The sequence below is a fragment of the Streptomyces sp. DSM 40750 genome (genome assembly GCF_024612035.1).
Lineage (GTDB): Bacteria > Actinomycetota > Actinomycetes > Streptomycetales > Streptomycetaceae > Streptomyces.
Window position 1 is genome coordinate 845,546 of record NZ_CP102513.1, and the last position, 24,363, is coordinate 869,908.

Annotated in this window: 19 protein-coding genes; 7 read left to right on the forward strand and 12 right to left on the reverse strand. The window is 71.0% G+C overall.

Features of this window, described 5'->3' with window-relative positions:
* The first annotated feature begins 19 nt into the window (after positions 1 to 19).
* Positions 20 to 1,162, forward strand: a complete 1,143-nt coding sequence (locus JIX55_RS04020) for an aminoglycoside phosphotransferase family protein (protein ID WP_257561827.1) — start codon at positions 20 to 22, stop codon at positions 1,160 to 1,162.
* A 223-nt stretch (positions 1,163 to 1,385) separates the two neighbouring features.
* Positions 1,386 to 3,362 carry an N-acetylmuramoyl-L-alanine amidase gene (locus tag JIX55_RS04025; protein WP_257561828.1) on the forward strand — a complete coding sequence of 659 codons (1,977 nt, stop codon included), beginning with the start codon at positions 1,386 to 1,388 and terminating at the stop codon, positions 3,360 to 3,362.
* 74 nt (positions 3,363 to 3,436) lie between these two features.
* On the opposite strand, the gene JIX55_RS04030 is transcribed toward JIX55_RS04025, so the two are convergent.
* Positions 3,437 to 3,934: a hypothetical protein gene (locus tag JIX55_RS04030; RefSeq protein ID WP_257561829.1), complete on the reverse strand. Its 498-nt coding sequence runs from the start codon at positions 3,932 to 3,934 to the stop codon at positions 3,437 to 3,439.
* A 262-nt stretch (positions 3,935 to 4,196) separates the two neighbouring features.
* Positions 4,197 to 4,829 (reverse strand): CGNR zinc finger domain-containing protein, encoded by a 633-nt coding sequence (locus tag JIX55_RS04035; protein WP_257561830.1) that lies wholly within the window; start codon positions 4,827 to 4,829, stop codon positions 4,197 to 4,199.
* A 178-nt stretch (positions 4,830 to 5,007) separates the two neighbouring features.
* On the opposite strand from JIX55_RS04035, the gene JIX55_RS04040 reads away from it, so the two are divergent.
* Positions 5,008 to 5,928, forward strand: coding sequence for a transglutaminase-like domain-containing protein (locus JIX55_RS04040; RefSeq protein WP_257561831.1), 921 nt, complete (start codon positions 5,008 to 5,010; stop codon positions 5,926 to 5,928).
* 80 nt (positions 5,929 to 6,008) lie between these two features.
* On the opposite strand, the gene JIX55_RS04045 is transcribed toward JIX55_RS04040, so the two are convergent.
* The 5 genes from JIX55_RS04045 to JIX55_RS04065 all read right to left on the reverse strand — a co-directional run bounded on the left by JIX55_RS04045 (position 6,009) and on the right by JIX55_RS04065 (position 10,403).
* Complete coding sequence (locus tag JIX55_RS04045; protein WP_257549707.1) at positions 6,009 to 6,254, reverse strand: DUF397 domain-containing protein; 246 nt, start codon at positions 6,252 to 6,254, stop codon at positions 6,009 to 6,011.
* Positions 6,255 to 6,336: 82 nt separating this feature from the next.
* The gene (locus JIX55_RS04050) at positions 6,337 to 7,503 is read right to left on the reverse strand and encodes a thiolase domain-containing protein (protein WP_257561832.1); all 1,167 of its coding nucleotides are present in this window, start codon (positions 7,501 to 7,503) and stop codon (positions 6,337 to 6,339) included.
* Entirely contained in the window at positions 7,500 to 8,549 is a 1,050-nt protein-coding gene (locus tag JIX55_RS04055) for a thiolase domain-containing protein (protein WP_257561833.1), read from the reverse strand. Before JIX55_RS04055 ends, JIX55_RS04050 begins: the two co-directional genes overlap by 4 nt.
* Entirely contained in the window at positions 8,546 to 9,487 is a 942-nt protein-coding gene (locus JIX55_RS04060) for a Zn-ribbon domain-containing OB-fold protein (RefSeq protein ID WP_257561834.1), read from the reverse strand. Before JIX55_RS04060 ends, JIX55_RS04055 begins: the two co-directional genes overlap by 4 nt.
* A 115-nt stretch (positions 9,488 to 9,602) precedes the next feature.
* On the reverse strand, positions 9,603 to 10,403 hold the full coding sequence (locus JIX55_RS04065) for a crotonase/enoyl-CoA hydratase family protein (protein ID WP_257561835.1): 801 nt from the start codon (positions 10,401 to 10,403) through the stop codon (positions 9,603 to 9,605).
* 177 nt (positions 10,404 to 10,580) lie between these two features.
* Between JIX55_RS04065 and JIX55_RS04070 the strand changes: the two genes are divergently transcribed.
* A complete protein-coding gene (locus JIX55_RS04070; protein ID WP_257561836.1) occupies positions 10,581 to 12,200 on the forward strand; it encodes an acyl-CoA synthetase in 1,620 nt (539 codons plus the stop codon).
* A gap of 16 nt (positions 12,201 to 12,216) precedes the next feature.
* Here JIX55_RS04070 and JIX55_RS04075 read toward each other — a convergent pair whose 3' ends face one another.
* A complete protein-coding gene (locus JIX55_RS04075) occupies positions 12,217 to 13,056 on the reverse strand; it encodes an alpha/beta fold hydrolase (RefSeq protein ID WP_257561837.1) in 840 nt (279 codons plus the stop codon).
* A gap of 61 nt (positions 13,057 to 13,117) precedes the next feature.
* A complete protein-coding gene (locus JIX55_RS04080) occupies positions 13,118 to 14,617 on the reverse strand; it encodes an acyl-CoA synthetase (RefSeq protein ID WP_257561838.1) in 1,500 nt (499 codons plus the stop codon).
* Between the two features lie 230 nt (positions 14,618 to 14,847).
* Between JIX55_RS04080 and JIX55_RS04085 the strand changes: the two genes are divergently transcribed.
* Both JIX55_RS04085 and JIX55_RS04090 read left to right on the forward strand, forming a co-directional pair.
* Positions 14,848 to 17,262, forward strand: coding sequence for a penicillin acylase family protein (locus JIX55_RS04085; protein ID WP_257561839.1), 2,415 nt, complete (start codon positions 14,848 to 14,850; stop codon positions 17,260 to 17,262).
* Between the two features lie 78 nt (positions 17,263 to 17,340).
* Positions 17,341 to 18,159: an SAM-dependent methyltransferase gene (locus JIX55_RS04090; RefSeq protein WP_257561840.1), complete on the forward strand. Its 819-nt coding sequence runs from the start codon at positions 17,341 to 17,343 to the stop codon at positions 18,157 to 18,159.
* 73 nt (positions 18,160 to 18,232) lie between these two features.
* Here JIX55_RS04090 and JIX55_RS04095 read toward each other — a convergent pair whose 3' ends face one another.
* Complete coding sequence (locus tag JIX55_RS04095; RefSeq protein ID WP_443046694.1) at positions 18,233 to 19,726, reverse strand: acyl-CoA synthetase; 1,494 nt, start codon at positions 19,724 to 19,726, stop codon at positions 18,233 to 18,235.
* 68 nt (positions 19,727 to 19,794) lie between these two features.
* Positions 19,795 to 20,907, reverse strand: a complete 1,113-nt coding sequence (locus JIX55_RS04100) for a nitronate monooxygenase (RefSeq protein WP_257561842.1) — start codon at positions 20,905 to 20,907, stop codon at positions 19,795 to 19,797.
* 208 nt (positions 20,908 to 21,115) lie between these two features.
* Between JIX55_RS04100 and JIX55_RS04105 the strand changes: the two genes are divergently transcribed.
* On the forward strand, positions 21,116 to 22,903 hold the full coding sequence (locus JIX55_RS04105) for a beta-lactamase family protein (protein WP_257561843.1): 1,788 nt from the start codon (positions 21,116 to 21,118) through the stop codon (positions 22,901 to 22,903).
* A gap of 538 nt (positions 22,904 to 23,441) precedes the next feature.
* Here JIX55_RS04105 and JIX55_RS04110 read toward each other — a convergent pair.
* A complete protein-coding gene (locus JIX55_RS04110; protein WP_257561844.1) occupies positions 23,442 to 24,362 on the reverse strand; it encodes an alpha/beta fold hydrolase in 921 nt (306 codons plus the stop codon).
* Between the last annotated feature and the right edge of the window lies 1 nt (position 24,363).

A 24,363-nucleotide genomic window follows, 5' to 3' on the forward strand; every position in this document is an offset into this window, starting at 1 on the left:
AAGGGATCTGTTTTCCCCCATGTACGCAGCATCGTCCTCCGTGTCCGCTCCTCCCCGGTCGCTGCACTCCCGCCAGCCGGGCAGCGGCGGCCCCTACCTTGACCCCACACGCACGGCGGCCCCGGTACTGGGTGCCGGCCGGACGCGGCGCGTGCCGGGGCTCGGCACCCAACCGCTCAGCGGGAGAGTCGACTTGTCCGGCCCTCAGGGCGCGCAGCTGCGCACGGCGATCGCTTCGGTGCATCGCATCTGCCCGGAGTTCACTCCGGTCCAGGTGCTGCGCCGAAGCGGCCGCTCGGTGCTGCTCGTCGGTACGACAGGGCGCAGCACGGCCGTCGCCAAGTGTTTACTGGACCACTCCCCCATCTGGGAGGAGCGGCTCCGGCATGAAATAGCCGCATACCGCTCGTTCGTCCGGCACCGCCCGCCGGTGCGGGCGCCGAGGCTGATCGCGGCGGACCCGGACAACTGCACCTTGGTCATCGAGCGGATGCCGGGCCGGGTGGCCGCTCTGCGGCGGCATCCGGTGGAGGCGCCACCGCGCGCCGACATCCGGGCGGCGCTCGGCGCGATCTGCCGGCTCAACGCGTGGCGGCCACCGGCAGGGACGTTCGAGGCCCCGCTGAATTACGCGGAGCGGATCTCCCGTTTCCATGAGCTGGGTCTGCTCACCGACCGGGACATGGGCGATCTGCAGAAGCTCCTGCATGGCATCGCGCATGCGTCGGGCCGTCAGGGCATGGGCCAGTTCTGTCACGGCGACGCCCTCCTGTCGAACATCCTGCTCTCACCGGCCGGTCCAGTGCTGGTGGACTGGGAGCACGCGGGCTGGTATCTGCCGGGGTACGACCTGGCGACGCTGTGGGCGGTGCTCGGAGACGCCCCGGTGGCGCGGCGGCAGATCAGTCAGCTGGCGCAGTCGGCGGGGCCGGCCTCGCGTGACGCGTTCCTGGTGAACCTGATGCTCGTACTGACCCGTGAGATCCGTACCTACGAGACGGCCGTGCAGCGTTCGATGCGCGACTCGACCCCGGCGGCACCGGGCCCCGCCCACCCGGCTGCCGCGCCGTCCGGCGAGGAACAGCGGCTGCTGCTCAGGCGGCTGCACGACGACTGTCAGCTGGCCCGCAAGGCCGTACGGGCGGCGGTCGGCACTCGCTGAGGGGAAAGGAAGGTCCGCGGTGCGTCCTGGAACAGGGGCGCGCCGCGGACCTTCGTCATGTCAGGGAAGGCAATCACCGAGGAACCAGCCCTCCTCCGGGCATGATTGACGGATCGTCGGCCGACCGATAGCACTGGTGCACTCCCCCACGCTCGGTTTCGCTCGCGCGGGGGACCCAGGCCCCGCACGCCCCGCCAACGCCCCACCGTTCCAGGAGGCCGCCTTGCGAGGATCCCCCACCGACCGCAGGCCCACCCCGCACCACAGACGTCTCCGCAGAACGGCGGTCGCCGCAGCCCCGGCGGTGTTGCTGCTGCCCCTGCTGGGCGCGGCCCCGCCCGCCGGCCAGTCGTCCTCCTCTCCGGCCCGTCTGCAGGGCGCCTTCACCGCCGCGGCCGCGCGGTACGACGTACCACGCAGCGTTCTGCTCGGCGTCTCCTATCTCCAGTCCCGCTGGGACGCGCACGGCGGCGCGGCCAGCGTCACCGGCGGCTACGGCCCCATGCATCTCACCGACGCGCGTACGGCTCTGGCCGAGGCCCCGCACCACAGCGAGGGCACGGAGGACGCGCGGGGCGACGACTCCCGGGCACGGCTGGTGCCCGAGGCGGATCTGCCCCAGCCTTCCGGACTCCCGGCCCGGCTGAGGACGTTGACGAAGGCGGCCGAGCTGACCGGTCTGCCCGCAGAGGCGCTGCGCACGGACGCCGAGGCCAATGTGGCGGGCGGTGCCGCGCTGCTCGCCGACGCGCAGCGGGAGCTCGGCGCGGAGCCGAGTACCGATCCGGCGGACTGGTACGGGGCGGTGGCGCGCTTCTCGGGCGCCGACGACCGGGCGACGGCGGCGGCGTACGCGAACGAGGTGTTCGCGGTGATCCGCGACGGCGCCGGGCGCGTCACGGACGCCGGCCAGCGGGTGACGCTCGCCGCCGAGCCGGATCTGCGCCCCGACACCGGGCAGTTGTCCCGGGCCGGGCTGCGCGCGGCGGCCGTGGACGGCACGGAGTGTCCGAGGACGGTGTCCTGCGAGTGGATCCCGGCGCCTTACGAGGAGTTCGGCGACAACGACTACGGCAACCACGACCTGGCGGACCGGCCGAAGTCGCAGAGCATCCGGTACATCGTCGTCCATGACACCGAGGCCACCTGGGACACGACGCTGAAGCTGGTCCAGGACCCGACCTATGTGTCGTGGCACTATTCGCTGCGCTCCACGGACGGGCACATCGCCCAGCACGTCAAGAACAAGGACGTGGGCTGGCACGCCGGCAACTGGTACGTCAACGCCAAGTCGATCGGTCTGGAGCACGAGGGGTTCCTGGCCTCGCCGGACGCCTGGTACACGGAGGCGATGTACCGCACGTCGGCGCGGCTGGTGAAGTACCTCGCCGAGAAGTACCGCATCCCGTTGGACCGCCGGCACATCCTGGGCCACGACACCGTGCCCGGCCCGACGACGGCGACGATCCCGGGGATGCACACCGATCCGGGCCCGTACTGGGACTGGCGGCACTACTTCGAACTGCTGGGCAAACCGTTCGGCCCGACGTCCGGAAAGAACGGTTCCCTGGTCACCATCCTCCCGAACTACCCCGACAACCGGCCCGAGTTCACCGGCTGCGCGACCGGGGGTGAGCCCTGCGCGGTGCACGGCTCCAGCGCCGTTCGCCTGTACAGCGAGCCCGATGTGACCTCGCCCCTGATCAAGGACGTCGGCCTGCGGCCGGGCGGCGGCGACTCGACGATCGATGTGAACGACCTCGGTTCGCGGGTCTCCACCGGCCAGCAGTACGCGGTCGCCGGGCGGCAGGGCGACTGGACGGCGATCTGGTACCTGGGGCAGAAGGCCTGGTTCCGGAATCCGAAGGGGCGGCCGACGGCGGTCGGCGCGGCCGGTCCGGTCGTCACGCCCAGGCAGGGCCTCGCCGAGATCCCGGTGTACGGCCGCGCCTACCCGGAGCAGGAGGCGTACCCGGCGGGCGTGCCCGCGCAGGCGGTGTCCCCGCTGCCGTACAAGCTCCTCAAGGGCCAGAAGTACGCCGCTGGGGACCGGGTGCCGGGCGAGTACTACTACGCCGTCGGCTTCGACACGAGCGGACACAGGGTCGTGGTCGGCGAGGACCTCTACTACGAGATCCAGTTCGGTCACCGGGTGGCGTTCGTGCGGGCGGCGGATGTGCGGGTGCTGCCGGCCGCGTGAGGTCGAGGCCGCCTGGGGCACGACGAAGGGCCGGGTGCGAGCCCGGCCCTTTCGTCTTCGTCCCCGTTGTGCTCTCAGCCCTGCTGGAACAGCTCCGCCGGGAGTGGCTTGAGCAGGGCGTACAGGTCGTCGGTGATGGGGCGGTCCCAGGCGGCGATGGTCACCAGGACGTTGTCGCTGCGGTCGAACTGGACGCAGGAGATCCGGGACTCGGAGAGCTTGAGGCGGCGCACGATCAGCAGGTTGTCGCCCTGCATCACCGGCATGTCCTCGGCGCCGACGACGGTGATGTCCTCCTCGTTCTCCAGCGCGATCAGCAGCTGGGCCACCTCGAAGGGGACCTCGCCGTCGGCGACCTCGCGCGCCGGGGAGCCCTCCGGGAGGTTGCCGATGATCATCGCGGGGCCGCGGCCGCCGTAGAGGTCGTAACGCAGGAAGACGCCCTGGCAGCTGCCGTCGGGGGCGGGCAGCAGGCCGGCGCCGAGATTGCCCGGCCAGTCGCCCGGGTCCATGGCCAGTACGTCGAAGTCGGGACCGGCAGGGGTGGCGCTGCGGCGGCGGAGGAAGGACATGCCGCCATGGTACGTGCCCGGAGGTGCTCGGTGTCGGGTGGGCGAGGCTATTGCGGGGGCCGATCCGGGGTCCGGTGCGGTCACCCGTGCGGAGGCTGTCAGCCCAGCGCCGGGCCGGTCCGGCAGGGGCCGTGGGCCGTCCCGCCCCGGCCGGCGGTGAGCGGGGTTCCGCGGCCGTTCCGGGCTCGCGCCGCCTGCTCCGGGCACCACGGCGCGTGCCCGGCGCGGGGCGGCGAGGCCTGTTCGGCGGTTTCCGACCGGCCTACCGGGCGGAGGACAGTCGCGTGGACGGCTGACCGGCGATCTTCTTGTGCCGCTCGTGGTGGCGGGCGACGCGGGCGCGGTTGCCACAGGACGGCTTGCACCACTCCTGACGCGGGTGCTCCTTGAGGAAGTAGCTCACGCAACGTGGCGCGTGACAGGCGCGCAGCCGCTGCCGCTCCGGGCTGGTGAGGAAGGCGACGGCGGCGCGGGCGAGCGCGGCGGCGAGCGGGTCGTCGCCGGTGGCGGGTTCGTGACGTACGACGGGTTCGGCGTCGGGGCCCCAGGAGAGCACCGGGACGGTCGGGGTCAGGGCGGCGGCCCCGTTGAGGCGCGCCAGCGCCTCGGGGACGGGCAGCAGCCGGCCGGCGTCGGCCGGGCTGGGCTCGCCGGGGCTGACGGCACGGGCGAACAGGGCCCGGACGGCGGCGCGGAGATCGCGTACGGCGGTGAGCGCGGCCTCGTCGGCGGTGAAGCCGGGGGCGGTCGGCAGGGCGTCCGGGTGTGCCCGGACCCAGGTGGTGAGTCCCGTGGGTTCGGTCAGGTCGTCGGCGACACCGCCGCTGCCGTCGTGGCGGACGGTCAGGGCCAGGTCCAGGGCGAGCCGCGCGTCCGCGCTGATCGAGTACTCCATGAGCCTAATGATAGGCGAGCAGTCATCCATTAATTCGAGTCGGATGGAATTCGGGAAGGAAATTCCGAGCAGTCGGGCCCTTGTGGGAATTCTGGACAATTGCGGGGGAATTTTGGCACGGTGAGGCGAAGCGGCCCGCAAATCGAACGCGTGGCCGATTCATTCTGGGGGTTCAGTCATGCCACCCGCACACCTCGCACCGGACGTCGCCGCCTTCTACGCCACGCAGAGCGCGTTCACCGACCCGGGCGATCTCACTCCGCGCTACACCGACCTGCCGCGCGATCCGGCTCGACTCGCCCGTGTCGCACGGGATCTGATGATCCATCGGGGCGAGGGGGAGACATTCCGCTACGCCACCCCGCAGGACCGGCTGCACAACGACGCCGAGACGCGCTACCTCGACGACATCCTGCGGATCGTCGTCGGGCGAAACGACGCGCCGCTGTCGCACCGCCGCGAACCCGAGGACCGTTTCGTCGGGGTCTGCCGCGACTTCTCGCTGCTGCACTGCTCGCTCCTGCGCCACATGGGTGTGCCCGCCCGGCTCCGGTCCGGCTTCGCCACGTATTTCGGCGACAACGGCTTCCACGCCGACCACGTGGTCACCGAGTACTGGGACCCGGCGCGGGGCTGGCTCTTCGCCGACGCACAGTTGACGGAGCCCCTGATCGCCGACGCCTGGAAGATCGACTTCGATCCGATGGACGTGCCGCGCGACCGCTTCCTCGTCGCGGGCAAGGCGTGGCAGGCCATCCGGGCCGGTGAGGCGGACCCCGGGACGTTCGGCCTCCACCCGCCGGCGGAGGGGCCGCTGAACGGGGAGTGGTTCGTGGCGGGCAACGTCCGGCTCGACCTCGCGGACCTGAACAAGGTCGAGACGCTGCTGTGGGACATCTGGGGGACGGAGACCGAGGCCGGCCAGGAACTCGTGGAGCCGGTCCGCGAGCTGTACGACGAGGTCGCGCCGGTGGTGGGTGACGAGGTGGACTTCGCCGCGGCGCGCGAGTTGTTCGCGGGCCACGAGGGGCTGCGGACACCGCGGACCGTGCTGTCGCTGGCGCCGTACAACGGCCCGTGCGAGGTCACCCTCCGCTGACCGCCCGGCCCCGGAGCGCTTCTCCCGCTCCCAGTCGGTGGGCGGCCCCGGCCGCCCACCGACTGAAACCGGGCGGCCGCTCAGGTCAGGTCGAACTCGCCCTCGCGGGCCCCCGACACGAAGGCGCCCCACTCGGCGGGGGTGAAGATCAGCGAGGGGCTCTCGGGGCTGCCGCTGTTGCGCATGGCGATGAAGCCCTCGACAAAGGCGATCTGGACATCTCCCCGCCCCTGGCTGCTGGACCGCCAGTCCGCCTTGCTGAGGTCCAGTTCCGCCGGCTTGTGCCAGCCGTCGAGCGATCGCTGCTCCATGGTGCTCTCGGCCACGTCCGTGCTCCTCCCGGTTCGTCGTCCGCCCGCCAGACTAGCGATCGACCACGACCGCCGACAGGCCACGTGAGAGGAAGGTTCACGAGGTGGGCGGCTCGGCGCCCACGAGCCACATCGAGAAGAACTGCGATCCGCCGCCGTAGGCATGCCCGAGCACCCGGCGGGCGCCCGCCACCTGGTGTTCTCCCGCCAGCCCCCGCACCTGGAGCGCCGCCTCAGCGAAACGGATCATGCCGGAGGCACCGATGGGATTGGTGGACAGCACCCCGCCGGACATGTCGACCGGAAGATCCCCGTCCAGCTCGGTGACGCCGGACTCGGTGAGCTTCCAGCCCTCCCCCTCGTCGGCGAAACCGAGGTTCTCCAGCCACATCGGCTCGTACCAGGAGAACGGCACATACATCTCCACCGCGTCGATCTCCCGGCGCGGATCCGCGATCCCCGCCTGCCGGTACACGTCCGCCGCACACTCCCGCCCCGCACGCGGCGACACACTGTCCTTGCCCGCGAACAGCGTCGGCTCGCTGCGCATCGCGCCCCCGTGCATCCACGCGGCAGGGCGGGGCGCCCGGACCGCCCCCGCGCGGTCGGTGAGGACCATCGCGACGGCTCCGTCGGAGGACGGGCAGGTCTCCGAGTAGCGGATCGGATCCCACAGCATGGGCGAGGCCTGGACCTTCTCCAGCGTGATGTCGTGCTCGTGGAGATGGGCGTACGGGTTCTTGAGCGCGTTGCGGCGGTTCTTGTACGCCACCAGGGAGCCGACGGTGTCGGGGGCGCCGCTGCGCCGCATGTACGCCCGCACATGCGGGGCGAAGAAGCCGCCCGCGCCGGCCAGCAGCGGCTGCTGGAACGGGATCGGCAGGGACAGGCCCCACATGGCGTTCGACTCGGACTGCTTCTCGAACGCCAGGGTCAGTACGGTCCCGTGGATGCGGGCGGCGACCAGGCTCGCGGCGACCAGCGCGGTCGATCCGCCCACCGAGCCCGCCGTGTGCACCCGCATCATGGGTTTACCGACGGCGCCGAGCGCGTCCGCGAGGTAGAGCTCGGGCATCATGACGCCCTCGAAGAAGTCGGGCGCCTTGCCGATGACGACGGCCTCGATGTCGGCCCACGTCAACTCGGCGTCGTCGAGGGCCCGTCGGGCGGCCTCACGTACGAGCCCGGCGATCGACACGTCCCGGCGCGCCGCCACATGCTTGGTCTGGCCGACCCCTACGACGGCCACGGGCTCCTTGCTCATCGCGGATCCCCTTCGAGTACGGCGACCAGGTTCTGTTGCAGACAGGGGCCGGAAGTGGCGTGCGCCAGCGCCCGGTCGGACTCACCCCGGTGGATGCGCGCGGCGGCCTCACCGATCCGGATGAGCCCGGCGGCCATCACCGGGTTGGCGGCCAGGGCCCCGCCCGAGGGGTTGACACGCACCCTGTCGTCGAGCCCCAGTACCTCGCGCAGGATCACCTCCTGGGAGGTGAACGACGCATGCAACTCGGCGGTGTCCACGGGCCGCTCGAAGGCTCCGGCCTGCTCGGCGGCGAGGCGGGTGGAGGGCGAGTCGGTCAGCTCGCGTACGCCGATGCCATGGGCCTCGATCCGGTGGTCGATGCCCCGGATCCAGGCGGGCCGCTCGCACAGGTCCCGGGCCCGCTCGCCCGCCGCGAGGACCACGGCGGCGGCCCCGTCACCGACCGGCGAGCAGTCCCCGGTGCGCAGCGGCCGTACGAGGTACTCCCCCTGCGGTACCGAACCCCTCAGCTGCGCATGGGAGTTGGCGACGGCGTCCGCGCGGCTGCGCGCCCCGACCGCCGCCAGCGCCGGCTCGTCCGTGCCGCCGGCGTCGATGAGCGCCTGCGCCTGGAGGGCGGCGAGGGCGACGGAGTCGGGCCACAGCGGCGCCACGTAGTAGGGGTCGAGCTGGCGGGTCAGTACGTCGCGCACCGACCCGGGCGAGGACTTGCCGTACGCATAGACGAGCGCGGTGTCCGCGTCCCCCGTCTGGAGCTTCACCCAGGCCTCGTACAGCGCCCACGCCCCGTCCATCTCGACGTGCGACTCGGAGATCGGCGGCCAGGCGCCCACGCCGTCGAGAGCGAGGGTGAAGGAGAAGGCGCGGCCGGCGAGGTAGTCGCTGGAGCCGGAGCAGGTGAAGCCGATGTCGGACGTCTTCAACCCCGTCTGCTCCAGGACCCGGTGCAGCACCGGCATGAGCATCTCCACCTCGGAGAGCTCGTCGCTGGTGCGACGGTGGTCGGTCTGGGCGAAGGCGACGACGGCGATCTCCCGGTTCACAACAGCTCCTTGAACGTGTCGTACTCGGCGTCCGGCTCGCCGGTGGGCCGGTAGTGGTCGGGGTAGCGAGCGCCTTCCGTCCACACGGGTTCGACGCGCAGGCCGATCCGCACCTGGTCGTAGGGGATGCCGGCGATTCGGCCGTGCAGGGCGAGGTCGGCACCGTCGAGGGCGATGTGGGCGTATACGTAAGGCACCTCTATGTCGAGGTTCTTCGCCTTGATGTTGACGATGCAGAACGTGGTCACCGTGCCGCCCGGCCCGACCTCCACCTGCTCGGCCGTGGCCACCCCGCAGGTGGGGCAGGCGCCCCTCGGCGGTACGTACACCTTGCGGCAGGAGGGGCAGCGCTCGCCCACGTTGCGGCGCTCGGCGAGGGCGTTGATGTAGCCGGTCTGGGCGCGGCCGGGCGAGTAGGTGTAGTCGAGGCGGGCGGGGGCGACGATCCCGGTGACGGGGTCGGCGAACTCGCCGCTGTGGCCCGCCGGTTCAACCGGATCGCCGTCGTACGCCTCGAAGCAGGCGATGTCCGTGATGGCACCGGAGCGTTCCTCGGCCCAGCGGACGCGGACGCGCATGCCGGTGCGTACGGCGTCGGGTCCGGGGGCGTCGAGGGCGTGGAGCAGGGCCGTATCGGCGCCGTCGAGCCGCACCAGGGCCCAGGCGAAGGGGGTGTCGAGGGGCTGGCCGCGGCGCGGCTCGTGGTTCCAGGCCCAGGTGGTGACCGTGCCGGTGGGGGCGACCTCGACCAGGTCGCGAATCTCCTCGGCCGTGACGGGGTCGTACTCGACGGGCGGTACAAGAACCCGCCCGTCACCGGTACGCACACCGAGAACGACGCGTTCGCGCAGCCCGGTGAGGAAGGCGCTCTGAACGGGCCCGAGGGAGCGGGTGAAAGGGAACTCGACGGTAAGGGGTGCCTTGAGGGTTGCGGACATCGGGGCTTGCCTCCTTCAAGAGGGGGGCGACAAACGCGCCCCGTCAGGGGCGCGGGGAACTGCGCGACCAGCCACAAACGGCCCGCAGTCGACACACGACCTCCCAGCGGAACGCCTACGCCCGCTTGTAGACAGGCGGCCGCTTCTCGGTAAACGCCCGAGCCCCCTCCTTCGCATCATCCGTGTCAAAGATGGGCCACCCCCGCTTCAGTTCGGCGGCCAGCCCGTCCGCTTCCGTCATCTCGGCCGTCTCGTACACCGACGCCTTCACGGCCTCCACGGCCAGCGGTCCACACGCGTTGATCTGCTCGGCGATCTCCAGGGCCTTGGCCAGGGCCGTGCCGTCGGGCACGACATGCCCGATCAGCCCCACACCGGCGGCCTCGCGCGCGCTGTACGGCCGCCCGGTGAGCAGCATCTCCAGAGCGTGCGTGCGCGGGATCTGCCGCTGGAGGCGGACCGTGGAACCGCCGATCGGGAAGAGCCCGCGTTTGACCTCGAAGAGGCCGAACGTCGCCGACTCGCCAGCGACCCGGATGTCGGTGCCCTGGAGGATCTCGGTGCCGCCCGCGACGCAGTACCCCTCGACCGCGGCGATCACCGGCTTGCGCGGCCGGTGGTGGCGGAGCATCGCCTTCCAGTGCAGATCGGGGTCGGCCTTGAGCCGGTCCCGGTACTGCTGGCCCTCCATCCCCTTGCCCGCGAGGGCCTTGAGGTCCATCCCGGCGCAGAAGGCACCACCGGCTCCCGTGAGGACGATCGAGCGGACCGTGTCGTCCTCGTCGGCCTCGACCCAGCCGTCGTGGAGGCCGACGAGCATCGGCAGCGAGAGCGCGTTCTTGGCCTCGGGCCTGTTGAGCGTGAGCACCAGTGTGGCGCCTTCGCGCCGCAGGGTCAGGTGTTCCGTACCACCCATCGCGGTCCTCCCTCTCCGTCCCGCCTTCGGAACGAGAACAGGTTGCAGGAGGCGCCGAAGCACTTCAAGGGTTTTCTGACAGGTAGTCAGATTTATTGTGCGCGGACCCTTCACAGTTGTGCCGCCCTTTGCTCTGATGACCGACAGCCGGTGGAGAGCGAGGTCAGGAGGAGCGCGGTGGAGTACAACCTTGCCGACCTGTTCGAGTCGGTCGTCGACGTGGTCCCCGACCGGGCGGCGCTCGCGTACCTCGACATCCCCGGTACGGGCGCGGAGCGCCGGCTGACGTACGCGGAACTGGACGCGGCGGCCAACCGCGTCGGGCACCATCTGCTCGACAGCGGGATCAAGCCCGGCGAGCACGTGGGGCTGCATCTCTACAACGGCATCGAGTATCTGCAGACCGCGCTCGGCTGCCTCAAGGCGCGGATCGTGCCGGTCAACGTCAACTATCGGTATGTGGAAGAGGAGTTGGTCTACCTCTACCGGGACGCGGATCTGACGGGCCTGGTCTTCGACACGGAGTTCACGGGGCGGGTGGCGGCCGCGCTGCCGCGGACGGAGATGCTGCGGCATCTGGTGCGGGTGGGGGCCCCCTCGCCGGACGCGCCCGCGCTCGAGGTCGTCGACTTCACCGAGGCGGAGGCATCCGCGTCGGCCGAACGGGGCTTCCCGGCCCGCTCGGGCGACGACCAGTTCATCATCTACACGGGCGGTACGACGGGCATGCCCAAGGGCGTGATGTGGCGTCAGGAGGACCTGTTCTTCTCGGGGTTGGGCGGCGGCGCGCCGACCGGGGAGCCGGTGAAGGTGCCGGAGGAGCTGGCCGAGCGGGTCGCGGCCGGTGGTGACGGGATCACGTTCTTCCCCACCGCCCCGCTGATGCACGGTACGTCCACGCTCACGGCGTTCATCGGGTTCAACTTCGGCCAACGGGTCGTGATCCACCGCAAGTTCGTGCCCGAGGAGGCCCTGCGGACGATCGAGAAGGAGAAGGTCACCAGTGTCTCGCTGGTCGGCGACGCGATGCTGCGGCCGCTCATCGACGCGCTGAACGGCCCGATGAAGGGGACGGACTGTTCGTCCCTGTTCAGTGTGTCGTCCTCCGGCGCGATCATGTCGGAGACGGTCCGGCGGCAGTTCCAGGCGCTGGTGCCGAACGCGATGCTGCTGAACAACTTCGGCTCGTCCGAGTCCGGCTTCAACGGCACGGCGACGGCGGACTCGGGCGCGGGCGACGGTTTCCGCATCCGCGTCCACTCCCGTACGCAGGTCGTGGATCCGGCGACGTACGAGCCCGTCCCGGCCGGTGTGCCGGGCCGGGTCGCCCAGCGCGGCCATGTCCCCCTCGGCTACTACAACGACCCGAGGAAGACCGCCGAGACCTTCTTCGAGCGGGACGGCGAACGCTGGGTGCTCCTCGGCGACATGGCGACCGTCGACGAGGAGGGCGTCGTCACGGTCCTCGGCCGGGGTTCGCAGTGCATCAACACCGGCGGCGAGAAGGTGTACCCGGAGGAGGTCGAGCAGGCCCTCAAGGCCCACCCCGACGTGTACGACGCGCTGGTCGCCGGGGTGCCGGACGCCCGCTGGGGCAACCACGTCGCGGCCGTGGTGCAGCTGCGGGCGGGCGCGGCCCAGCCGTCCCTGGAGGACATCCAGACCCACTGCCGTACCCGCCTCGCCGGCTACAAGATCCCCCGCCAGCTGGTCCTCACCGACACCATCCAGCGCTCCCCCAGCGGCAAGGCGGACTACCGGTGGGCACGGTCGGTGGCGGCGGCCGCGAACGCGTGAGCCCGGCCGGGAACCGTCAGCGCCCGTCGAGGAAGGCCGTGACACGCCGTACGAACCACTCGGGGTCGTCGAGCCACGGGAAGTGGCCGCCGCCCGGCTGGACCGTGAACTGCGCGTCGGGGAAGAGGGCGGCCGTGCGGCGGGCGAGGGCGGGGGTCGGGCCGCCGTCGAGTTCGGCCGCATAGACCAGGACCGGGGCGGACAGTTCGGCGAGTGCGGCCCGGGTGGCGGGCGGGTCGTAGGCGCCCGCGGAGCCGTAGACGGCGGCCGCCTCGTCGTTGGTCTGTTGCTCCTCGGCGGCCATGTGAGCGCGGGCGGCGTCGTCCCAGCGGCCGTAGAAGAAGGGCATCATGTCGTCGTCGAAGGGGCCGTGGCCGGTCCACGCCGCCTCGAAGGCCGGGTACGCCTCGGCGAACCACGGTTCGTCCTTCCGAAGGCTCGCGGCGGCGAGGCGGTCCTCCGCGGTCACCGGCAGGCCCACCGCCCAGGGGGTGGCGGCGATCAGCGCCAGGCGGGACACCCGCTCAGGGTGGCGGGCCGCGTAGAGCATGGCGAGGTTGCCGCCGGCCGAGTGGGCGAGCAGGTCCAGGCGCTCCAGGCCCAGGTGGGCGCGGAGCGCCTCCACGTCGTCGACCTGGCGGTCGCAGCGGTACGTCGCCGGGTCGGCCGGCACCGCGGAGTCACCCGTGCCGCGCAGGTCCAGCAGGACCAGGCGGCGGTGGGCGGTGAGCCCGCCCACGTCGCCCAGGTAGGCGGAGGCGCGCATGGCTCCGCCGGGGAGGACGATCAGTGGGGCGCCCTCGCCGCGCAGGTGGTGGGCGAGTTCGGTTCCGTCGGGTGCGGTGAAGGTCGGCATGCCGTCGATCCTCTTGCCGGGTGCCGTCCACCGCAACGCGATTCGCCGGTGAGGGCCGGGGTCAGATCTGCGCGAATCGGTCCCGCAGCTCCCGCTTGAGGATCTTGCCGCTCGCGTTGCGCGGCAGCTCGTCCACGAACAGGATCTTCTTCGGCGCCTTGAAGTGGGGGAGCTTCTCGCGCGCGTGGGCGATGAGTTCGTCCTCCGTGGCCTCGCCCCGGCGTACGACGACCGCTGTGACGGCCTCGATCCAGTGGTCGTCGGGCAGGCCGATCACCGCGACCTCGGCGACCTGGCCATGGGTGTAGAGCGCGTCCTCGACCTGGCGGGAGGCGATCAGTACGCCGCCGGAGTTGATGACGTCCTTCACCCGGTCGACGACGGTGAAGAACCCCTCGGCGTCGCGCACGGCGAGGTCCCCGGAGTGGAACCAGCCGTCGCGGAAGGCCTCGGCGGTCTCCTCCGGCTTCTCCCAGTAGCCCTCGCAGAGTTGCGGGGACTGGTAGACGATCTCGCCGGGAGTGCCGTCGGGCACGTCCGTGCCCTCCTCGTCGACGACCCTGGCCTCGACGAACATGACGGGGCGTCCGCAGGAGTCCATGCGGCCCTTGTGCTCGTACGGGCCGAGGACCATGGACAGGGGGCCGATCTCGCTCTGTCCGAAGCAGTTGTGGAAGGCGAGCTTGGGCAGGCGCTCCTTGAGCCGTTCGAGGACGGGCACCGGCATGATCGACGCCCCGTAGTAGGCCTTGCGGAGGCCGCTGAGGTCGCGGGTCTCGAAGTCGGGGCGGTTGGCGAGGGCGATCCACACCGTGGGCGGGGCGAAGAGGCTGTCGGCTCGGCCCTGCTCGACGAGGTCGAGGATCCGGTCGCCGTCGGGTGCGTCGAGGATCGTGTTCGTGGCGCCGACCGCGAGGTACGGCACCAGGAACACGTGCATCTGCGCGGAGTGGTAGAGCGGCAGGGAGTGCACGGGCAGGTCGCCGGCCTGGAGGTCGAGGGCGGTGATCGCGCTGAGGTATTCGTGCACCAGGGCGCGGTGCGTCATCATCGCGCCCTTGGGCAGGGCGGTGGTGCCGGAGGTGTAGAGGAGCTGGGCGAGGTCCTCGGCGCGGGGTTCCTCGCCGTCGTACGGCTCCGTGTCGGCGAGTCGGGCGAGGAGTGAGTCGCCGGCGTCCCGCAACGGCAGGGTGCGGGTGCCCTCGGGGAGGTTCCCGGCGAGGTCGGGGTCGGTCAGGACGAGGGTGCTGCCGGACTGGTCGAGGAGGTACGACAGGTCGTCGCCGGTGAGGTTCTGGTTGACCGGTACGTGGACCAGGCCGGCGCGGGCGGCGGCCAGGAAGGCGATGAGGTAGGCGTCCGAGTTGTGGCCGTAGGCGGCGACCCGGTCGCCCGGCACGAGTCCGGTGTCGCGCAGGGCGCGGGCGGCGCGGGAGACGGCGTCGTCCAGTTCGGCGTAGGTCCAGGACCGTTCGCCGTAGTGGATGGCGACGCGGGCGGGGGTGCGCCGCGCGCTGCGCCGCAACGTTCCGTCGACCGTCACGCTGCGACCAGCCGTCATGATTCATGCTCCTTCGTCCACGGTTCTGACGCGATCCTCGGTCCGTCGCGCGAGCGAGGTCAAGCACACCACCCACCTGGCCGGAACCCGGCACGCATGGCGTGAAGTGGCTCAACTTCACCCCCTGGGGCGCGAGTCAATCAGAGGGAAGATCGATCACACGTATGGATTACGCACCTTTGCATTGACACGCTCAACCGTCCCTTCCCTCACTGACGTTGGGAGGCTCCATGCGCACCCGTCTGAGACAGCTCGTGGTCTCGGCCGTCGCCCTGTTCACCGCCTCGGCCGTACTGCCGTCGGCCACCGCCGCCGATGGCGATCGGGCCAGTGGGCAACGCCCGTCCCACGGTGGCCCGTCCGCCGTGATCCGCTACACCGAGTACGGCATTCCGCACATCGTCGCGAAGGACTACGCGGGCATCGGCTTCGGTACCGGTTGGGCGCAGGCCGCCGACCAGGTCTGTGTCCTCGCCGACGGCTTCGTGACGCTGCGCGGCGAACGCTCCCGCTGGTTCGGCGCCGACGGCACCACGGACGGTTCACTCTCGGGGGCACGCAGCAACCTCGGCAGCGATCTGTACTTCCGTGGCGTCCGCGAGACGCGCACGGTGGAGAAGGCGCTCGCCGAGCCCGCTCCCGCGGGCCCGAGCCGCGAGGCACGGGACATGATGCGCGGCTGGGCGGCGGGCTACAACGCCTGGCTGAAGCAGAACGAGATCACCGATCCCGCCTGCAAGGGCGCCTCCTGGGTCGAGCCGGTCACCGAACTGGATGTGGCCGCCCGTGGCCTCGCCATCGCCGCGATCTCCGGTGAGGGGCGCCTGGTGGAGGCGATCACGACCGCGCAGCCGCCGACCGGGACGGTCACCGGCTCCGGCTCCCCCGCCGTGCGCGGGTCCAGTGCGAAGGCCGTCGCCGCAGCGGCGGACGACGTGTGGGGCACCGGTGACATGGGCTCGAACGCGGTCGCCTTCCGCGGCGACACCACGGCGAACGGGCGAGGTCTGCTGCTCGGCAACCCGCACTACCCGTGGCAGGGCGGGCGCCGCTTCTGGCAGGCGCAGCAGACGATCCCCGGCGAACTCAACGTCTCCGGGGGGACCCTGCTCGGCATGCCCACGATCTCCGTCGGCTTCAACGCCGACGTGGCGTGGAGCCACACCGTCTCCACCGGTATCCCGGCCAACTTCCACGAGCTGACGCTGGATCCGGCCGACCCGACGACGTATCTGGTGGACGGCAAGCCGGAGAGGATGACGAAGCGGACCGTGACCGTCGCGGTCAAGGGCGGCGCCCCGGTGACCCGCACCCAGTGGTGGACCCGTTACGGCCCGGTGGTCAACGCGATCAACGCGCAGACCCCGCTGCCGTGGACCTCCACGACGGCGTACGCCCTCAACGACCCCAACGCCGCGAACCTTCGCTTCCCCGACACATCCCTCGGCTTCGGCAAGGCGCGGAGCACGGACGACGTCCTCGGCTCCCTCGCGGAGCATCAGGGACTCCCCTGGGTGAACACCGTCGCCGCCGACCGCGCGGGGCACACCCTCTTCACCCAGTCGCAGGTGCTGCCCCGTATCACCGACGACCTGGTGGAAGGCTGCTCCACGGCGCTCGGCAGGACCACGTATCCGGTGTCCGGGGTCGCGGTCCTCGACGGCTCGCGCGGCGACTGCGCCCTCGGCCGCGACGAGGACGCCGTGCAGTCGGGGATCTTCGGCCCCTCCCGGATGCCGACGCATCGGAACACCCCGTACGTGGAGAACTCGAACGACTCCGCCTGGCTGGCCAACGCCGATCAGCCGATCACCGGCTACGAGCGGATCTTCGGCCCTGTCGGCACCCAGGCCGGGCTGCGTACCCGGGGGGCGATCGAGGACGTGGCGGCGATGGCCGAGAGGGGCGATCTGACCGTACGGGACCTGCAGAGGCAACAGCTCGCGAACCGCGTGCCGGCGGGTGATCTCGCGGCCGCCGACGTGGCACAGGCGTGCGCCGCGCTGCCCGGCGGCACCGCGACCGGCAGCGACAACAAGACCGTCGACGTCTCCGAGGCCTGCGGAGTGATCGAGGCCTGGGACCGCACCATGGACACCGGCAGCCGGGGCGCGCTCCTGTTCGACCGGTTCTGGCGGAAGCTGCCGTCCTCGCCCCAGCTGTGGAAGGTGCCGTTCTCGGCGGCCGACCCGGTCCGTACGCCCCACACGTTCAACCCGGACGTGCCCGGCTTCGCCAGGGCCCTCGCCGACACGGTGACGGAACTGCGGGCCGCGGGCATCCCGCTGGACGCGAAGCTCGGCGACCACCAGTTCGTGGTCCGCGGCGGCGAGCGCATTCCGATACCGGGCGGCTCGGGGAGACTCGGTGTGTGGAACGTGATCGAGCCGACGTGGAACCCGACCAGCGGCGGCTACGGCGAGGTGCCGTTCGGCTCCAGCCACATCCAGGCGGTCGGCTGGGACGGCAGCCGCTGCCCGGTGGCCCGCACGCTGCTGACGTACTCGCAGTCCTCCAACCCGAACTCGCCGCACCATCTCGACCAGACGCGGCTGTTCTCGGCGGAGAAGTGGGTGACGTCCCGGTTCTGCGAGAAGGACATCCTGTCCTCGCCGAAACTGAAGGTGGTCCGCGTCAGCGAGTGAGCGAAGGGGTGGTGCCGCCCCGCTCGGGGCGGCACCATGCCCTTGGCATATAACCGTTCCTCATGAGGAGGCCGCCCGGTGGCGCAGGACTCGTTACGCCCGGAGACGGATTCGACCGCCAAGATCGACACCACGGTGCCGCACTCGGCCCGTATCTGGAACTACTGGCTCGGCGGCAAGGACAACTACCCCGTCGACCACGCGGCCGGCGACGCCTTCCGCGCCGTGTTCCCCGGCATCACCGATCTCGCCCGCGACTCCCGGGCCTTCCTCGGCCGGGCGGTGACCTACCTCGCGGGGGAAGCGGAGGTACGCCAGTTCCTCGACATCGGCACCGGTCTGCCGACGGCGGACAACACACACGAGATCGCGCAGCGGGTGGCCCCGGACGCGCGGATCGTCTACGTGGACAACGACCCGCTGGTCCTGACCCACGCGCGGGCGCTGCTCACCAGCACCGCCGAGGGGGCGACCGACTACATCGACTCCGATCTGCACGACCCCGCGACCGTGCTGCGGGAGGCGGCGAAGACCCTGGATCTCTCCCAGCCGGTCGCGCTGACGCTGATGCAGGTCAGCGGGCACATCGCCGACTACGCCGAGGCGCGCGCCATCGTCGGCACGCTGATGGCCGCCCTGCCGTCGGGCAGCTGGTTCGCGTTCAACGACAGCGTCGACACGAACGAGGCGAACGCCGAGGCCACCCGCCTCTACAACGAGAGCGGCGCCGTCCCCTACCACCTGCGCAGCCCGGCCGAACTCGCCGGATTCTTCGAGGGCTTGGAGCTGTTGGCGCCGGGGGTGGTGCCGTTGAACGACTGGCGGCCGGACCCGGCGGCGTCCGATGGCGGCTCCGGCGAGGTGATCGCGGTGGGCGGGGTCGCGCGCAAGCCGTGACGCTCGCGCGCGACCGGGCTGGAGGACCGTCTGCTCCCGGCCGTCCCTTCACTACGGCCGGCTCCCGGGCGGTTCACACCGTCCGCTGCCGGCCCTCCCAGTACGGCTCCCGCAACCGCCGCTTGTAGAGCTTGCCGTTCGGGTCGCGGGGCATCGCCTCGGTGAAGTCGACGCTCTTGGGGCGCTTGTACCCGGCGAGTTGACGGGCGCAGTGGGCGAGGATCTCCTCGGCCAGCACCGGTCCCGGAGTGAATCCGGGGGCGGGTTCGACCACGGCCTTGACCTCCTCGCCCCAGTCGTCGTGCGGGATGCCGAAGGCGGCGGCGTCGGCGACGGCGGTGTGGGTGAGGAGGGCGGCCTCGATCTCGGCGGGGTAGATGTTGACCCCGCCGGAGATGATGAGGTCGATCTTGCGGTCGCGGAGGAAGAGATAGCCGTCCTCGTCGAGGAAGCCGAGGTCGCCGACGGTGAAGAAGTCGCCGATGCGGTTCTTCCGCGTCTTGCCCTCGTCCTTGTGGTACGAGAAGCCGCCGGTGCTCATCTTCATGTAGACGGTGCCGAGTTCACCGGGCGGCAGCCGGTTGCCGTCGTCGTCGAAGACCGCGAGTTCGCTGATGGGCCAGGCCTTGCCGACCGTGCCGGGCTTCTTCAGCCAGTCCTCGGCGGTGGCGAAGGCACCGCCGCCCTCACTGGCCGCGTAGTACTCCTCGACGCATCCGCCCCACCAATCGATCATGGCCCGTTTCACATGGTCCGGGCAGGGCGCGGCCCCGTGGATGGCGTGCCGCATGGACGACACGTCGTAACGGGCGCGCACCTCCTCGGGGAGGGCGAGGAGCCGGTGGAACTGGGTGGGGACCATGTGGGTGTGGGTGCAGCCGTGGGCGTCGATGACACGGAGCATCTCCTCGGGCGTCCACTTGTCCATGAGGACGAGCCGGTGCCCGATGTGCAGGGACGCGCCGGCGAACTGCAGGACGGCCGTGTGGTAGAGCGGTGAACAGACCAGGTGGACGTTGTCGTCGAACGGCCTGATGCCGAAGATGCCGAGGAAACCGCCGAGATAGGACTCCTCGGGAAGCTTGCCGGGCAGCGGTCGGCGGATGCCTCGGGGGCGGCCGGTGGTGCCCGAGGTGTAGTTCATGACCCAGCCGAGCGTGCGGTCGTCGGGCGCCGACTCGGGCTGTCCTTCGAGGAGTTCGGCGTACGGTCGGAAGCCCGCGACCGTGCCGACCGCGTACCGGCGGCTCTCGGGGAGCTTGGCCTCGTCGGCGGCGTTCCGTGCGGCGTCGGCGAAGCGCTCGTGGGCGATGAGCACCTTGGCACCGGAGTCGGAGACGATCCAGGCGATCTCGGGGCCCACGAGGTGATGGTTGACCGGGACGAGGTAGAAACCGGCCTGGGTGGCGGCGAGATGGGCGGTGAAGAACTCGACGCCGTTGGGCAGGACGACCGCGAAGGCGTCGCCGCGTTCCAGTCCGGCCGCGCGCAGTCCGTGCACCAGCCGGTTGGCCTCGGCGTGCAGACGTCCGGCGGTCCATTCCTCCCCGTCGGGGGCGATGAGCACCGTGCGGTCGGGGTCGGCGGTGGCCTGGGCCCAGAAGCCCTGGGGAGGTTGGCCTTGGGGGGCTCGGCTCACTGTCCCTCGCTCCTTCCGGCGATCCGGTTGAGGTGGTCCACGGCCTTCTCGAAGCCGCGGGTGAGGTCGTCGAAGACGGCCTGGACGCTGCGTTCGCTGTTCATCCGGCCGACGATCTGCCCGACCGGAGTGCCGAGCAGCGGCTCGACCTCGTACTTCTGGATGCGGGAGACCGCCTCGGCGACTAGCAGGCCCTGGAGGGGCATGGGGAGAGCGCCCGGTCCGGTCTGGTCGTCCCAGGCGTCGGTCCATTCGGTACGGAGCTGGCGTGCGGGTTTGCCGGTGAGGGCGCGGGAGCGGACGGTGTCGCCGGAGCCGGCGGCGAGCAGCTTCTCGATCAGCCGGGGCGAGGGCAGTTCCGCCTCGGTGGTGGTCAGCCACAGCGAGCCGAGCCAGACGCCCTGGGCGCCGAGCGCGAGGGCGGCGGCCACCTGCTGCCCGCTGCCGATGCCGCCGGCGGCGAGGACGGGCAACGGGGCGACGGCGTCGACGACTTCGGGGGTGAGGACCATGGAGGCGATCTCGCCGGTGTGCCCGCCGGCCTCGTAGCCCTGGGCGACGACGATGTCGATGCCCGCGTCGGCGTGCTTGCGGGCGTGCCGGGCGCTGCCGGCGAGCGCGGCGACGAGGACGTCCTGTTCGTGGGCGCGGTCGATGACGTCGGCCGGTGGCGAGCCGAGCGCGTTGGCGAGCAGCTTGATCGGGTAGTCGAAGGCGACGTCGAGCTGGTTGCGGGCGACCTGTTCCATCCAGCCGGTGATGCGCCAGCCGGAGGCCTCGCCCTCGGCGAGTTCGGGCACGCCGTACTTGGCCAGGGTCTCCTGCACGAACTGGCGGTGCCCCTCGGGGATCATCGCCTCGACGTCGGCCTCCGTCACGCCCTCGACCTTCTTGGCCGGCATGACGACGTCCAGGCCGTACGGCTTTCCGTCGACGTGGGCCTCGATCCAGTCGAGGTCGCGCTTGAGGTCGTCGGGGGCCGTGTAGCGGACCGCGCCGAGCACCCCGAAACCGCCGGCCCGGCTGATGGCCGCGGCGACGGCGGGGAATGGCGTGAAGCCGAAGACGGCGTACTGGACTCCGAGTTTGTTGCTCAGCTCCGTCTGCATGGTGCGCAGGATGCCGTAGTCCTCCGGACGAGGGAAGGGGTTTTCTGATGCGCCGTCAGATTAGGTGGGCCCGGCGCCCAATGATGCGGGGGCGTGGGGCTGTTGGGCGAGTGCGGGTTGTTGTTGGCTGGTCGCGCAGTTCCCGGCGCCCCTTGGGGTGGCTGATGCTTGACTTGGGTCACATGTGAAGCGAGGTGGAGGTGTCTCCATGAGCGAAGGTGCAGGGGGCTCGGCGGCTGGGATGAGCCGTCGTCAGCTTGGCAGGCGGGTGTTGGCCGTCGGTGGTGGGCTCGCTGTGCTGCCGTTTCCCGCCGGGCCGGTCGCCGCTTCCTCCACCGGAGGTGGTCGTCCGACCCTGCGTCACGGTTCCCCCGAGCGGGCCGGGCTCGTCCCCGACCACCTCGACCGCCTCGTCGCCGATGCCGAGGCGTTTCTCGGTCCCTCACCCGAGCACCCGTGGTACGCGGGGGCCGTGCTGCTTGCCGGGCGGGGTGGGACGGTCGCGTTGCATCGGCCGATCGGGATGGCGGTGCGGTATTCGGCGTACGACGAGGAGACGGACACGGGCGTGGAGTTTCCCGCGGATCGGCGGATCCCGATGGCCGAGGACACCGTCTTCGATCTCGCCTCGGTGTCGAAGCTGTTCACGTCGATCCTCGCGGTGCAGCAGATCGAGCGGGGTGCGCTGGAGCTGGAGGGGAAGGTCGCCTCGTATCTGCCGGAGTTCGGCGCGTCGGGCAAGCAGGACATCACCGTGCGTCAACTCCTCACGCACACCTCGGGGTTCCGCGCCTGGATCCCGCTCTACAAGGAGCCTACGTACGAGGGGAAGCTCCGGCTCATCCGGAACGAGGCGCCGCTGAACCCGCCGGGCACGAAGTACCTCTACTCGGACCTGAACCTGATCTCGCTGCAACTCGTCCTGGAGGAGATCACCGGTCACCGTTTGGACCAGCTGCTCCACGACGAGATCACCGCTCCACTCGGGATGCACCGCACTCGCTTCAACCCGCCGGCCTCCTGGAAGCCGAAGATCGCGGCGACCGAGGACGCCCGACTCCCCTGGTCGGGCCTGGACCGGGGGCTGGTGTGGGGCGAGGTGCACGACGAGAACGCGTACAGCCTCGGCGGGGTCGCGGGCCATGCCGGTGTCTTCTCCTGTGCGTGGGACCTGGCCGTGCTCGGCCGGACCCTGCTCAACGGCGGTGTGTACGGCAAGGCGCGCATCCTGGAGCCCGAGTCGGTGGAGTTGATGTTCACCGACTTCAACACCGCGTTCCCCGGCGACGAGCACGGGCTGGGCTTCGAGCTCTACCAGCACTGGTACATGGGCGCGATGGCCACCCCGCGCACGGCCGGACACACCGGCTTCACCGGCACCTCGCTCGTCCTGGACCCGACGACCGACTCGTTCCTGGTCGTCCTGGGCAACTCCGTGCACCCGGTGCGCAGTTGGCGATCCGGCTCCGCACCCCGGGTCGCCGCGGCGAACAACCTCGCCCGCGCCGTTCCCGTACGCCCCGCCCGCGGCCGCACGTCCTGGTTCTCCGGCATGACGACCGCGACCACGGCCACCCTCACGCTCCCGTCCCTCGACACCGCTTCCGCCGGGCGGCCCCGCCTGCGCTGCGCCCTCTGGTGGGACACCGAACCCCAGGCCGACGCCCTCTTGCTGGAGGCCTCCACCGACGGCGGCGAGACGTGGCAGCCGGTCGCCTTCACGACCGTCGGTGCCGAGGGCGGCCCGTGGGAGCATCCGTCCGGCACGGTCTCGGGATGGTCGGGCCGGGCGTGGCACCGGCTGAGCGCCGACCTGCCGGAGGCCGTCGGGCTCACCGTGCGCTGGCGGTACACGACCGACCGGCTCTACGTCGGCCGTGGCGTGTACGTCGACGGGCTGTGCGTCGAGTCGGGCGGCAGGGCCCTCTTCGACGAGTCGCGCCCGGCGGACGCGGAGCGGATCACGGCGGTGGGCTGGACGGCTGCCATCGACTAGGTGTGCTGTTCGGGGACGTTGGTACCGGGCGTCGCGACGCCGCGGAGATCCATCAGAAGGGCCCCGGGGAAGCGGGCGACCGTCGTTGCGCCACTGTGGGGCGGACAGTGTCCGCCCCACAGCGGCGGCCCTGCTGGTCGCGGGCAATCAGCAGGGCTTCCCCCTGGAACGGTCCCCCTCGCCGCTCCTGCCGACGATTTCAGCGCAGGGAGCATTGTTTGGCAGGGGTGTTCCGGCGGGCGAACAATGGCCGGGCTCGTTCTCGTCGCGGACCAGGCGGTCGCTTCTCTGTCGGGTCGAGCGTGTCGAATCGCGAGGTCAGCGGGTTCGCGGATTCCGGACATCCGTACCGGGCACTGCCGCGGCCGACCGGCGAAATCGGCGGCGATCCGTCGGCCGGACCGTCTTCCGTTTCGGCCACGGGGGGCGTAGCGGACTCCATGGCCCGAGAAGGTGCGCCTGTCGCATTCCGGGGATCCGATGCGCCGGCCGTCACCACGGACCAGGCGTCAGCGACTACACCGAAGCCCCGCAGGTGTTACTCGTCGAGGAACTGAATGGCGTGCTTCAGGAACCGCTCGGGGTACTGGAACTGCGCTCCATGCCCGGCATCGGGGTAGATCAGCAGTTGAGCCTGGGGAATGTTCTGGGCGAGGTGCCAGGAGTTGATCGAGGCGATCATCACGTCGTTCTCGCCGTTGAGGACCAGCGTCGGCTGGGTGATCGCGTTCAGGTAGGCATAGGGGTTCTCGCCCGGCAGCGGTTCCCCGTAGGCCATAGTCGCTTCGAACTGGGCCTGTGCGACTGCGGGCGAACTCGGCGTGTCCTGGTCGGCCCGCTGGTGACGTCGCTCCCAGAAGGCCCGGCCCGCTTCGCGCGCGGCTTCCGAGCGGCCGAAGAACAGGAAGAGGAAGTCCTCCAGACCGGGGACCGGATTCAGTGCGACCTCAGGCACCTTGGGGTCCATCGTCGGGTCCCCGCCTCGCAGGCCGGTGCCGAGCAGGAGGAGCTTGCGCACCAGCTGGGGGTGGCGCAGCGTGACCTCCTGTACCTGGTAACCGCCGATCGAGAAGCCGAGCAGATCGACCTGCTCCAGCCCCAGCGCCTGGATGACCGCGGCGATGTCGTCGGCCATGTCCTCCATCCGGTTACGCGGCGTGCCGGATGACGAGGCGATGCCACGCCCGTTGAACAGGATGACCTCACGGCCTTCGGCCAGGCCGTCGGTGAGCAGGGGGTCCCAGTTGTCCATCCCCCCGCGGAAGTGCTGGACCAGGAAGAGCGGGACGCCGGAGGGCTTGCCCCAGCGTCGGTAGGCGAATCGGTCGCCGTCGACCTCGATGAAACGAGTCGGTGCAGTCAGGTGCGTGTCACTCATGGCCTGGCCCTTCTGTGGTGGATGAGCCATACGATGACGGTCATCATCTAAAAAGTCAACCGCTTTGATGTCGATCGACATC